This window comes from Blastopirellula retiformator (assembly GCF_007859755.1).
GTDB lineage: Bacteria > Planctomycetota > Planctomycetia > Pirellulales > Pirellulaceae > Blastopirellula > Blastopirellula retiformator.
On sequence record NZ_SJPF01000004.1, the window covers coordinates 337,988 to 350,009 of the forward strand.

Below are 12,022 nucleotides of genomic sequence, written 5' to 3' on the forward strand. Positions count from 1 at the left end.
CGCGTGTCGGACGACGCCGCAGCGGCGCATTACGCGCCTAAGCGAGCGTCGAAGTCGCTCCCATTTCCATAGAGGGAGATACCGTACGTGCCAGACCCCTTAGTTAACGCAGTCTTTGCCGTCGTCGGTTTTGCAGCGGCGATCGTGCTGGTCAAGATGATTGACTGGCTGCGAAAAAAGGATGCCGATACCGAAGCGGAACAGATCCGCCAGCGTGCTAAATTCGACGCCGAGAACCTGCTCAAAGAAGCCAAGATCGAAGCCAAAGAAGAGGCGATCAACTACAAGACCGAAGCCGAAAAAGACCTCAATCGCAGTCGTGACGAAATCCGCGATCGCGAAAAATCGCTCGACCGCCGCGAAGAGTCGCTCGAACAGCAAGCGACCCACCTCCGCAAGCAAGAGCACATGGTCGAAAACAAAGAGCGCCGCCTGACCGAAAAAATCGACGACGCCACTCGCAAGACCGAAGAGCTGAAGGCGATCACCCGCGAACAGCAGGAACGCCTGCACAAGATGAGCGGCTTGAACAAGGACGAGGCGAAGACCGAACTGCTCCGCCTGCTTGACCAAGAGCTACAAGGCGAAACCGGCGCGTTGATCTTGAAGCACCAGCGCCGCATCGAGGAAACCTGTAAGCAACAAGCGCAGGACATGCTGCTGACCGCGATCCAGCGGTTTGCCGCCGCCCACACCGCCGAGTCGACCACCAGCACAATCGACATTCCGACCGACGACATCAAAGGCCGGATCATCGGCCGCGAAGGTCGCAACATCCGTTCGTTTGAAAAAGAGACCGGCGTCGACGTGATCATCGACGACACGCCGGGCGTGGTGATCGTCAGCGGCTTTGACCCAGTCCGTCGCGAGATCGGCCGGATCGCGCTGAACAAGCTGATCGCCGATGGCCGCATCCACCCGACGCGGATCGAAGAGGTCGTCAAAGAGACGCAGGCCGAGATCGAAAGCGTCATCAACAAAAAGGGAGAAGAGGCGGCCAGCGAAGCGGATGTGCACGGCCTGCACCCGCGGTTGATTCACATGCTGGGCCGGCTCCACTTCCGCACCAGTTACAGCCAAAACGTGTTGCGGCACTCGATCGAAGTCGGCTTCATCGCCGGCATGCTGGCCGAGATGATCGGGCTCGACGCGCGCATCGCCCGCCGGGCCGGTTTGCTGCATGACATCGGTAAAGCGGCCGACCATGAACTGGAAGGGGGACACCCCAAAATCGGCGCCGACTTGCTGAAGCGTCACGGCGAATCGCCGGAAGTGGTGCACGCCGCTTTCGGTCACCACGACGAGATCATCACCGAGTATCCCTACACGATGTTGGTCGCCACGGCCGATGCGGCCAGCGCGTCCCGTCCTGGGGCTCGCCGCGAAACGCTCGAGCGCTACATCAAGCGGATGGAAGAGTTGGAAGCGATCGCCCGCGGCTTTAGCGGCGTCGAACAGGCGTTTGCAATTCAAGCCGGCCGCGAACTTCGGGTGATCGCCAGCAGCCGCGACACCGATGACGAAAAAGCGGCGAAGATTTCCCGCGACATCGCCAAGGCGTTCGAGGCTCAACTGACCTACCCCGGCGAAATCAAAGTGACCGTCGTCCGCGAGTCTCGGTTTACCGAGTTCGCACGATAACCCTAGCGAAGGAGAAGCAGTGCGGATTTTGCACATTGGCGACATCGTCGGCAAACCAGGACGCGACATCGTACGCACGGCCCTGTATGGCCTGCGTCGGCGCGAAGGGCTGAGCCTGATCATCGCCAATGCTGAAAACGCCTGCGGCGGCTCGGGCCTGACCCCGGCCGCCTATCGCGAACTGATCGACTGCGGCGTCGATGCGATCACCATGGGAGATCACATCTACCGCCGCAAAGAGCTGTTCCAGACGCTGCAGCAGCAGAACAACATCGTCAAACCGGCGAACTACCCCAAGTCGGCGCCCGGCAAAGAGTTCGTCATTGTCGAAGCGGCCGGCGGCATTCGGGTCGCCGTGATCAGCATCATGGGGCGGGTCTTCATGCGGCCGGTCGACTGCCCCTGGGAAGCGATCGACCGCGTGCTGGCGACGATTCCTGCTAGCGTCAAGATTCGCTGCGTCGACTTCCACGCCGAAGCGACCAGCGACAAACAGGTGATGGGACGCTATCTCGACGGCCGCGTCTCTTCCGTCTTGGGCACCCATACCCACGTGGCGACCGCCGACGAGCAGATTTACAAAGGAGGGACCGCCTTCCAGTGCGATCTTGGCATGACCGGTCCCCACGAAAGCATCATCGGTCGCAATATCGAGCGGGTCACCGAGACGACCACTACCTTCCGTCCTACCCAATTTGACGTCGCCCGCGATGACGTTCGCCTGAATGGCAGCATCGTCGACGTCAATCCAGAGACCGGCAAAGCGACCAGTATTCGGCGAATTCAGATTCGCGAAGACGAAGCGAAGGCGCTGGCGGCCGAATACCCGAAAAATGCGTCCGGCTGACCCGATTGCTCTTGTCGCGTCCGCCAGAGTTCTGTAACCTCCGCCCCGTGATAGCTTTATGAGCGCTCCGTCGCCCCCAACCGGTACGCTTGGCTGGTTCAGCAGATCGCTGCTAGGACTGGTCGGGCTGACAGTCGCCGGATTGCTGGTAACGGCCGCGACGCTGACACCAAACAAACAGGGCCTGGGAACGCACCAACAACTTGGTTTGCCCCCATGTTCGTCGCGAGTTTGGTTTGGCGTTCGCTGCCCGGCGTGCGGAATGACCACCTCGTGGGCTTACTTGACGAAAGGAAACGTCGTCGGTTCGATTCGCTCGAACGCCGCCGGTTTTCTGTTGGGGCTTACGGCGCTAGTTAGCGCTCCTTGGCTACTAATCACGGCTGCCCGAGGCCGACCGCCGCTGGGTTATCCCAACGAGATCGCCGCTTTGGTCGTCGTGTGCAGCATCGCCGCAGTCATGGCCATCGAGTGGCTATTTCGCGTGGTTTGATGCGACGAGAGTAACCAACAAACGGCGTCAGGATGACGCTTGACTCGTAGATATTGTGCGAAAGCATTTCGATGGATCGAAACAACCACTTCCGCCGCTCATTCGCTTTGCTGATCCTATTGACGCTGGTCCCGACGACCGGCTGTCTGAACTTGGTCGCGACGCTCCTTTATCCGCCGAATGAAGTTCAGGCTCGCTACAAAGGACTGGAAGAACAGAAGGTCGTGGTGGTTTGCATCGCCAGCCCTTCGTTCCGGTCCGAGACCGACACCTCGCGCAACCTGGCGGTGATGGTCGAAAAGCTGCTTGGCGCCAACGTGCCGGACATCAAGATCATCGCCCAGCAGAAGATCGACGACTGGCAAGACACGTCAAACTGGGACCGCCTGGACGCCCGCAAGGTTGGCAAGGGCCTGAACGCCGACATGGTCGTCGCGATCGACCTGGCGCATCTCGAGATTCAGGAACATCCGTCCATGTATAAGGGTAAAGCCGATTTTTCGGTCACCGTGTACGACATGAACGAAAAAGGAAAGCCGACTTACGAAGCGACCGACCAGACGCTCGATTTTCCGGCTAACGGCACGTTTTCGACCGCCAGCTTGACCGAAGACAAGTTCCGCCGCAAGTTTATGCAGTCAATCGCGGTCTGGATCGCCCACGATTTCTACAACCACAACGCTCACGATTACCTGGCGCTGGACGAAACGTTCGTTACCAACAAGTAATTGGGCGGAAAGATTGACCCTCGCCGGATGGGGCCTTAGGATTGAGTTAAGTACCTACGTCCCATCTACTTAAAATCAATCACCCCCCTCAGCAATCGCCAGGCTTATGTTGCGTACCCAATCTTTCGCCGCAATGGCGCTCGTTCTTAGTTTCGCCGTCCTCTCCCACGCGCAAGCCCCGGCTGGCGCGAAGGGCAAGATCCCGCCGCCAGAAAACGTCTCGCTGATGACCAAAGACGGCGTGCCGCTGCGGGCGATCTACTTTCCCAGCCCCAAGGAGAAAAAAGCGGTTCCGGTCATCATGCTGCATGGCTGGGAAGGCAAAAAGGAAGATGTCGCCGGCCTGGCAGGCGTCTTGCAGAAACAGGAAGGCTACGCGGTGATCGTGCCTGATCTGCGCGGGCATGGCGCCAGCGAGTGGACCGTCCAGCTGAACGATCGCGTCAGCAAGACGATCAAACCAGACGACATGAAACGCCAGCAAATGGCGTTGTTCATGAACGAAGACATGGAAGCGATCAAGCGCTTCCTGATGGAGCAAAACAACGAAGGCAAGCTGAACATCGAGTTGCTGACGATCGTCGCCGCCGACGATTTCAGCAGCGTTCTGGCCGCCAACTGGGCCGCCAAAGACTGGAGCTGGCCGATTTTGGCCGGCCTGAAGCAGGGGCAAGACGTCAAAGCGCTCGTCCTGGTTTCGCCCGATACCAGCTTCAAAGGCTTTAGCGCTACGCAGGCCTTCAACCATCCGTCGCTGCAGACCAAGGTCTCGATCATGTTGGTCGCGTCCAAAGACTCGCGAGGTTATAGCGACGCCAAGCAGATCGAAAAGCAGCTGGCCCGCGGTCGCCTGAACCCGACCGCCGAAGGCCGCGACCTGTTTCTGGCGGGCAAAGATGGCAACGCCAAAGGAACGGCGCTGCTAATGAACCCGGCCTACAACGTCCTTCGCGATATCAAGTACCTGATCGACAATCGCGTGATCGCTCGGGGTGACGAGTTCCCCTGGACCGATCGCTCGAGCCCGCTGAGCAAATAGTCGACGCCGGTATCAAACCAGCAAAAAGGCCCGCTTTTTCGCAAAGCGGGCCTTTTTTTCGTTAGCAGTCCGTTGATTTTCTCGACGGACTGCGTGATCGCATGGATGCGATCCCAAAATAGCGACGTATGTCGTTATTTTGCGAGCCGCGAAGAGCTACGCTCTGAGCCTGGCGAGGTTGGAAAATGCCACGATGGCATTTTTCAACAGGCAGTTAGCGGTGATTCAGCGGCACCATCCGCAGTTGCGGCTGCGGCTGAGTCCCCAGCGGCACAAGCGGCCGCATCGTCGACGAAGCGGCGCTGACGCTGCCCGGCTGACCGCTGGGCTGAACCTGCGGGCCGGCGCCAATCTCGTGGGAGCCGGGAATGGTGATCTCCACCTTCAGCGGCAGCAGTTGCGGATCGCTCAGCACGTTGCGGTTCGCCTCGAAGATCGCCCACGCCATGTCGGCGCTCCCCAGATAACGCTCGGCCAACTGCGGAAGCGTATCGCCATCAACCAATCGATGTCGGCGACGGGGCTGAGCCGGAGCCTGTGGCCGCGACTGGGGCTGCGGAACAAACGATCGCGGCGCCGGAGCCGGAGTCGATTGCGGCGACGAGGCGGGCAAGACCGGCTTGTTCGCCACGATTGAGGTGGTCTGCGGCTGCCAACGCGATCCTGGCTGTTGCGGCGGCGAGACGGATGGCGCCTCGACCTCGGGGGCCACCTGCGACCGGGGCGCGGCAATCTGACGCGGCTCTGGAACTCGGTAGACGTCGCCTGCGGGCATTTCGACCGGAATGGCGAACGACTCTACCGAATTCTCTCGAGGCTCATGGCGAGCGACGGAGACCCGCTGATAGCCGCTCGGGCTCAGATCGACCAGCTGCTGCGGCGTGGACGACGGCGTGATCGCCGTCGGGTACTCATCGGCCAGGTTTGGCGTTGCGGCCACGGCAATGTCGAGCCCGCCGCCGGAACCAGGATCGAGCGAAACCGCCTTGCGGATCTCAGGCAGGACGAATTCAGGCGCAGCCGCTGGCTGCTGCTCTTGGCCAATGAACGCGTCGACGCGCGGCACAGCAGCAGAGGAGGGGGAAGAAAGTTCGCTACGCGACCAATACGGCATTGCGGCGCCGACGCCGATCACACCGATCGCCGCCATCGTAAGCAGTTTCGAATTGCCCTGCATGATGACTCCCTGATTCGGGGCCTACATGAAGTCATGAGCGCAATCCGTCGCTACAAGTCCTGATGTTTCCGTCTAACAATCAATTATCGGCGTCTTGCTAGCACCGCTAAGACGTTTTCTGAATCGGAAACCAAAGATTCTCAGGAGTGGCGTTCGTCGCCTAGCGGCTGCGTCAACTTTGCGGCGAGCGACTCTTCCGCTAGTGACGATCGCTCGTCTTGCAGAAGCCTTGCCGCGGAACCAGAAGGACGCGTTCCGCCAAGCTCTGATACGGCGGCGTCCACCACACAGGTCGCACAAAAAAAGGGAGATGCGCCAGGCATCTCCCTTTGAGTTGTCAAACTTTACCGCTTACGCGAACTAGGCGGCGGCGCCACGCTTCTTTTCGCGATCCATCAACCAGACCAACACCGGCGAAGCGACGAAGATCGAGCTGTAGGTACCGACGAAGATGCCGACCACCAACGCAAACGAGAAACTGTGAACCCCCTCGCCGCCGAGGAAGAAGAGGATCACGACCACGATAAAGGTGGTCAACGAGGTCAGGATCGTACGTCCCAGCGTCTGGTTGATCGAAACGTTCACCATGTCGATCGTCAGGTCGTGGCTCTTGCCGCGGACTTCGCGGATGCGGTCGAAGACGACGATCGTATCGTTGAGCGAGTAACCAATCAGCGTCAGGAACGCGGCGACCACCGGCAGACTGATCTTCATTTCGTCGATCTGCAGGAAGCCGAAGACGTACTGCAGCCAGGCCGTCAGGGCCAAGGCGCCCAGTGTGATCAGCACGTCGTGAACCAAGGCCACAACCGCCGCCAAACCAAACGCTAAGTTCTGGAAACGGAACCAGATGTAGGCGACCACGCCAACTAGGCTCAGCACCAGGGCGAAGACCGCCATCTGCTGCATGTCGCCGGCGACCTGCGACCCGATGTTGCTGGACGAGGGCCAAACCGGCGTGCTCGTCAGTTCGCTGCGGATCTTGTCGAAAATCTTGGTTGCGTTTTCTTTGCTGCCGGACAGCTGAACCGTCCATTCGGTCCCGCTGACGCTACTGTCGAGCGGAATCGCCAGACCATCACGAAGCAGGTGAATCTGCGGGCGTTCCATTCCCAGTTCGTCCGAAGCCTGCAGAACCAAGCTCTGCAGCGTCTGGGCCGTAATCTTCTCGTCGAACGACAAGGTCGATTGGAACTGTAGCGGAGCGATGATGGCGCCACCGTCGATCAGGGGCTCTTCGAGCGGATCCTGCGGTTCGGTCGGCACGTCGCCGACCGGAGCTTCGGTCATCGGCGCCGGGGTTTCCGCCATCGGCTCTTCGGTGGCGGGCTTCTCTTTGGCCGGTTCTTCCATCCCGGGCTCAGCCGGAGTTTCCGCTTTCGGCTCTTCGGTCGCCGGCTCGGCGGGTGTCTCCGGTTTAGGTTCTTCCTTCGTCGGTTCTTCCTTCGCTGGTTCTTCCTTCGCTGGTTCTTCCTTCGCTGGTTCTTCCGGCTTCTCTTCATCACCTTCCTGAGCCAAGGCTAACATGCCGTCGGCCGGCAGGTCGGTGCGACGAACGCGATGGATCGACTGGGCGTCAGCGGCCGGCTTTTTGGGAACGGCGCTACCGGTCGCTTCCGGCGCCGGTTCGGTCGACTTGGCGTCGATGGCGCCAACTTCGCTGACCGAGACGTTATGCATCACCAGCAGGCTCTCGCCGCTCTCGGTGCGGAAGATCTTTTCGAGTTCGGCCTGAACCACTTCGACCCCTTCCGGAATATCTCCGGTCGAGTAGCGCGGTCCATCGACGGCGAACTTCAGGTTCAAGCGCTGGGCCGTTTCCAAGTCGCCGGCGCTTTCGATCGACATCGTGCCGTCATTAGCGTTCGACGCGTCGCGAATCAGAATACCGCCGCGATCCGGGGTCAACTCGGCCGAGATCTGCGTGCCGGCTTCGCTGATCGCCGTCGCGATGTCACGCAGCGAGTCAGCTCCGCTCAAATCGACCGTCGCCGACTTGCCGGCGCGATCGGTCACCTTCAACGAACCGAGCTTGCCGAGACCAGTCAGCGAAGTGTCGATCTTGTAGATCTGGTTTTGCTTGCCCTCCAGCGTCACGGCGCTGATCGAGACGTCCGGCAGCTTTTCGCTCACCATTTCGCGGACCTTCGCGATCGGCATCGGCTCTTTCAGGAAAACCTGAACCGACGAACCGCCGTTGAAGTCGATGTCGAAGATCGTCTTGCCGCGGGCGCCGACGGCCAGGATGCCGACGACGATCAAGACCAGCGAAATCGCCATCGCCATCTTCCGCTTGCCGAGGAAGTCGAACTTCGCTCCGCTGGCGGTCGGCAGCATCGTCAACATCGTCAACCAGCGCTTCTTCTCGGCGATGTCAAAGAAGACCCGCGAGCAGAAGATCGCCGTAAACATACTCATCATGATGCCGAGCACCAAAGTAACGGCGAAGCCGCGAACCTGGTCGGTACCGATGCGGTACAGCACCAAGGCGGTGATCAGCGTCGTCAGGTTGGCGTCGACAATCGTCGTGGTCGCTTTGCTGAAACCATTGACCAGCGCCATCCGGAGCGAGGCGCCATGATTCAGCTCTTCACGGATACGTTCATAAATCAGCACGTTGGCGTCGACCGACATACCGACGGTCAGCACCAAACCGGCGATGCCCGGCAGCGTCAAGTCGGCGTTGAACAAGATCATCGCCGCCAAGATCAACACCAAGTTCAACAACACCGCCGCACACGCCACCACGCCGGCGACATGGTAGTAGACGATCATGAAGATCAACACCAGCGCCAGGCTGATGCCGATCGCCCATTTGCCCTTACGGATGGTGTCGTCCCCCAGGGTCGCGCTGATCGTCTGTTCGCTGATCGGCTCTTTGCGAAGCACCACCGGCAACTTACCAGCCTGCAAAACGCCGGTCAGTTTTTCGATGTCCGCTTCGGTAAAGCGGCCCGTGATAATACCGCGATCGCCGATCACGCCTTGAACCGCTGGGGCCGAAACGATGTAGTCGTCCATCACGATGCCGAGCTGGCGTACGCGATTGCCGTCGGGCAGGTTGTCGCGGGTCAGCTTCGACATCAGCGAAGCGCCGGCGCTGTTCAGATTAAATTCAACCGCCAAACCGCCGCCGTTGGTGTCGTAGGTGCGACGGGCCGCGGTCAGGTAACCGCCGGTCAGCGGTTTCGGCTCCATCTTCATCAATATCTGCAGCGGCTGACCGGTCGCTTGGCCGCCGCGAACCAGAAAGCCTTGCGAGCTGAGCACCGGCGAACCGTCGGCGGCCGCAGTGAACGAACCGAAACCGTCCCACTGGTAGACGCCGTCTTCTTTGCGAACGCCGACCCATTTGCCTTCGGCGCGGCCGGTTGAACTCACGACGTAGCGTTCGCCCTGTTGCTTCGGCTCGCTAGCCCGATTGATCAGCGACTCGTGATCGTTCGCGTTGGCGACGATCATGAACTCCAACATACCGGCGGTCGTGATCTTGTCTTTGATCACCGCCAAGTCGGCCGACTCGGCATTGGGGATGATCACTTCGACCTGCTTGCTGCCGTAAGCGCGAATCACGACTTCGCGAACGCCGGACGGGTTGACGCGATTCTTGAGGTTCGCGATCAGTTCGTTCATGTTGTAGGCGAGCGAAGAGTCTTGATCAGCCGCCGCGGCGCCGGCGTCTTTGTCGGTCTTCTTCTGTTCGGCGAGATAGATCTTCGTTTCGTCTTCGTCGATCTCGTAAATCAGGATGACGCCCCCCTGGAGGTCGATGCCGAATTTCGGCGGCCATCCACGAACCACGGCAGTCGTCGCGACGACGATCGTGACGAAGATCAGCGCCAACCGCCAACCATACGTCGGCATTCGCAGCGAGTTGGCCAGAAAGATGCCCGCGGCGATCGGCAAGCCCAAGACCGCCAGCACGGCCGCCAAGGTCATCAGGGCCGATCCGCCGGTTCCGCTGGTCGCGGTAGCGGCGTCTTCCACTTTGACCTCAATCGGCGGGGCGTCAGGCGAAGACAACGCTTCTTCCTGGGCCGAAGCGTCGGCGATCAGCGAGAGATCTCCTAGCCAGCTGTCCAAATTGACCGCCGGGCCCCAAGCCATGGCCGCAGCCGTCAATAGTAACGCGAGCGTCATTGCCACGTATTTACGCATCTTCGATAACTCCAGTATCGCACGGCGGCCGAATTGCCGCCGCTATCGTGTTTTAGGATCCAGCCGAAGCTTTTTCTTCGTTTTGCTGGTCGCTGTTGCCGTTTTTGTCTTTGTCCAACACCCGCGCGATCGCACGCACCTTGAGTCGAATCTCGGCGCCCGTCTTTTCATCAATGCGGACGACCACTTCGCCTTGGTCTTTTTTCACGCTCACCACAGTCGCCACGATGCCGCCGATCGTCTCGACGCGATCGTTCTTTTTCAGGTTGGCGATCAGATCTTCCATCTCTTTGCGTTTTTTCTGCTCAGGACGCATCAAGAGAAAGAAACCGGCCAGCAACAGCGCCGGCGGAATCAACCACAACAACGTGTCGGCGATTCCCCCTTCAGCTTGCGGGGCCGCTTGAGCAAACAGAACGAATTGAGTCGTCAAATCCACAGCGTCTTTACTTTCCCGTGGTTTCCGCACTCCCCAGCTGTGGGAAGGGGCGGCGCCGCACTTTCCGCAAAAAGACCGGCAGCCTCAAGGCAAGGCCCGATTAAGGACGTGAAACTCAACATAATAAGACTTCACAAAAATGACGGCAATAGCAGCAATGCCGCCAGGCGGGGGCATAGCGTCTCATTCATCGCCGTTTCGCCAACCATTCATCTTCTGCTCATAAAAAGCCTCGAAGCGATCTTCCTCGATCGCTTGCCGCGCTCCGGCCATCAATTGCTGGTAATACGCCAGGTTTTGCAGCGTCAACAACATCGGCCCCAGCATCTCTTTCGCCTGGAACAAATGCCGGATATAGCCCCGACTATGTTGACGAACCCGCTCGGGGGATGCTGGCGAAATCGGCCGTTTATCGGTCTGATACTTCGCGTTACGCAGCCGCAACGTCCCTTCGTCGGTAAACGCCAGCGCATTGCGTCCATTCCGCGTCGGCATCACGCAATCGAACAAATCGACCCCGCGACGGATCCCTTCCAGCAAATCTTCGGGACGCCCGACCCCCATTAGATACCGCGGACGGTCGGCCGGCAGCACCGGGCAGGTCGCATCCAAAATCCGGTACATCTCAGGGGGCGGTTCGCCCACGCTGAGCCCGCCAATCGCATAGCCAGGGAACTCCAGCTTCCCCAGCTCCTCGGCGCAATAAACTCGAAGTTTTTCGTCCAGACCTCCCTGAACGATCGCAAACTGCGCCTGGTCGGCACGCGTCGCCGCCTGCTGACACCGGGCCGCCCAGCGAATCGAACGGTCGCAGGCCTCGCGAATCACCTTTTCTTCGTTCGGCAACGCCACGACATGATCCAAGACCATGGCGACGTCGCTCCCCAACGCCTCTTGGATTTCGATCGACCGTTCCGGCGAAAGGGAGATCTGCGAGCCGTCGATATGCGAGCGAAAAATGGCGCCTTCTTCATTGATCTTCGCCATCTGAGCCAGGCTGAAAATCTGAAAGCCGCCGCTGTCGGTCAGAATCGGACCGTGCCAGCCAGAGAACTCGTGCAGGCCGCCCAGCTCTCTCACGATCTGCTCACCCGGTCGCAGCGAAAGATGGTAAGTGTTGCCGAGGATCATCTCGGCGCCGGTCTCGCGAACCAGGCCGATCTCCAGCCCCTTGACGGTCCCTTGCGTGCCGACCGGCATAAAGGCGGGCGTCTGCACCGGGCCATGCGGCGTATGAAACGTGCCGCGGCGAGCCTTGCCGCTTTGCTGCAGCGTTTCGTAGCGAAATGGTCGCTCAGATGTCAAAGTCACCGGCCGTTACTTTTCGTCGTCGCGCAAATAGTAGCCCGAAGCGCAAGCGAGGGAAATGCGTTTGACGAAATGACGAATGCCGAAACCAGAATGACGAGACAAAAAGGATTCGTCATTCAAGCTTCGACATTCGCATGATCACAAAGACTGCATCTCGCCAACGCTTCGGGACTACATAAGCGTGAGCGA

9 protein-coding genes are annotated in these 12,022 nt (G+C 59.8%); 5 read left to right on the forward strand and 4 right to left on the reverse strand.

Features of this window, described 5'->3' with window-relative positions:
- Positions 1-87: 87 nt before the first annotated feature.
- The 5 genes from rny (at position 88) to Enr8_RS17330 (ending at position 4,748) form a co-directional block, all read left to right on the forward strand.
- Positions 88-1,641 carry a ribonuclease Y gene (rny, locus tag Enr8_RS17310; RefSeq protein WP_146433847.1) on the forward strand — a complete coding sequence of 518 codons (1,554 nt, stop codon included), beginning with the start codon at positions 88-90 and terminating at the stop codon, positions 1,639-1,641.
- 19 nt (positions 1,642-1,660) lie between these two features.
- Entirely contained in the window at positions 1,661-2,488 is an 828-nt protein-coding gene (locus Enr8_RS17315; RefSeq protein ID WP_146433849.1) for a TIGR00282 family metallophosphoesterase, read from the forward strand.
- A gap of 58 nt (positions 2,489-2,546) precedes the next feature.
- Complete coding sequence (locus tag Enr8_RS17320; protein WP_146433852.1) at positions 2,547-2,981, forward strand: DUF2752 domain-containing protein; 435 nt, start codon at positions 2,547-2,549, stop codon at positions 2,979-2,981.
- Between the two features lie 71 nt (positions 2,982-3,052).
- Positions 3,053-3,709 (forward strand): hypothetical protein, encoded by a 657-nt coding sequence (locus Enr8_RS17325; protein ID WP_146433854.1) that lies wholly within the window; start codon positions 3,053-3,055, stop codon positions 3,707-3,709.
- A gap of 133 nt (positions 3,710-3,842) precedes the next feature.
- Positions 3,843-4,748 (forward strand): alpha/beta hydrolase, encoded by a 906-nt coding sequence (locus tag Enr8_RS17330; RefSeq protein ID WP_146433856.1) that lies wholly within the window; start codon positions 3,843-3,845, stop codon positions 4,746-4,748.
- A gap of 214 nt (positions 4,749-4,962) precedes the next feature.
- Here Enr8_RS17330 and Enr8_RS17335 read toward each other — a convergent pair whose 3' ends face one another.
- From Enr8_RS17335 to tgt, 4 genes are all read right to left on the reverse strand, one after another.
- Entirely contained in the window at positions 4,963-5,925 is a 963-nt protein-coding gene (locus Enr8_RS17335) for a LysM peptidoglycan-binding domain-containing protein (RefSeq protein ID WP_146433858.1), read from the reverse strand.
- 360 nt (positions 5,926-6,285) lie between these two features.
- Positions 6,286-10,083, reverse strand: coding sequence for a protein translocase subunit SecD (gene secD, locus Enr8_RS25855; protein ID WP_146433860.1), 3,798 nt, complete (start codon positions 10,081-10,083; stop codon positions 6,286-6,288).
- Positions 10,084-10,135: 52 nt separating this feature from the next.
- Positions 10,136-10,516, reverse strand: coding sequence for a preprotein translocase subunit YajC (yajC, locus tag Enr8_RS17345; protein ID WP_222434893.1), 381 nt, complete (start codon positions 10,514-10,516; stop codon positions 10,136-10,138).
- Positions 10,517-10,705: 189 nt separating this feature from the next.
- Positions 10,706-11,833, reverse strand: a complete 1,128-nt coding sequence (tgt, locus tag Enr8_RS17350; protein ID WP_456236733.1) for a tRNA guanosine(34) transglycosylase Tgt — start codon at positions 11,831-11,833, stop codon at positions 10,706-10,708.
- Positions 11,834-12,022 lie beyond the last annotated feature (189 nt).